This is a genomic window from Robiginitalea aurantiaca (assembly GCF_030380815.1).
Lineage (GTDB): Bacteria > Bacteroidota > Bacteroidia > Flavobacteriales > Flavobacteriaceae > Robiginitalea > Robiginitalea aurantiaca.
In genome coordinates this window covers 1-1,286 of the sequence record NZ_JAUDUY010000026.1, presented here as the reverse complement: position 1 = coordinate 1,286, position 1,286 = coordinate 1, and the positions used below count along the sequence as shown (strand labels likewise).

Genomic DNA, 1,286 nt, shown 5'->3' with positions numbered 1-1,286 from the left:
ACCGATGGTGACGGCGTACCAGATGGATGCGACATATGCACAGGCGGGGATGATTCCATCGACTCTGACGGGGATGGCATCCCGGATTTCTGTGACATCTGCGAAGGCTCCGATGACTCGGTAGATACCGATGGTGACGGCGTGCCGGATGGATGCGATATCTGCGTAAGCGGGGATGATTCCGTAGATGCCGACGGGGATGGCGTGCCTGATAGTTGTGACATCTGCGAAGGCTCCGATGACTCGGTAGATACCGATGGTGACGGCGTGCCGGATGGATGTGATATCTGCGGAAGCGGGGATGATTCCATAGATACCGACGGGGATGGCGTGCCTGATAGCTGTGACATCTGCGAAGGTTCCGATGACTCGGTAGATACCGATGGTGACGGTGTGCCGGATGGATGCGATATCTGCGGAAGCGGGGATGATTCTACCGACACCGATGGGGATGGCGTGCCTGATAGCTGTGACATCTGCGAAGGTTCCGATGACTCGGTAGATACCGATGGAGACGGTGTACCGGAAGGATGTGATATCTGTACCACTGGAGATGATTCCATAGATACCGACGGGGATGGCGTACCTGATAGCTGCGACATCTGTGAAGGTTCCGATGACTCGGTTGATACCGATGGAGACGGTGTACCGGATGGATGTGATATCTGCGGAAGCGGGGATGATTCCATCGACTCTGACGGGGATGGCGTGCCTGATAGCTGTGACATCTGCGAAGGATCCGATGACTCAGTAGATACCGATGGTGACGGCGTACCAGATGGATGTGATATCTGCGGAAGCGGGGATGATTCCATCGACTCCGACGGGGATGGCGTGCCTGATAGCTGTGACATCTGCGAAGGCTCCGATGACTCGGTGGATACCGATGGTGACGGCGTACCAGATGGATGTGATATGTGCGGAAGCGGGGATGATTCTACCGACACCGATTGGGATGGCGTGCCTGATAGCTGTGACATCTGCGAAGGCTCCGATGACTCGGTAGATACCGATGGTGACGGCGTGCCGGATGGATGCGATATCTGCGGAAGCGGGGATGATTCTACCGACACCGATGGGGATGGCGTGCCTGATAGCTGTGACATCTGCGAAGGATCCGATGACTCGGTAGATACCGATGGTGACGGCGTACCAGATGGATGCGATATCTGCGTAAGCGGGGATGATTCCATCGACACCGATGGGGATGGCGTGCCTGATAGCTGTGACATCTGCGAAGGATCCGATGACTCGGTGGATACCGATGGTGACGGCGTGCCGGATGG

The 1,286-nt window shown here is 56.5% G+C and carries 1 pseudogene; it reads left to right on the top strand.

The window, feature by feature from the left end:
* A pseudogene (locus tag QU605_RS15275) lies at positions 1-1,286 on the top strand (hypothetical protein); the annotation flags it as partial.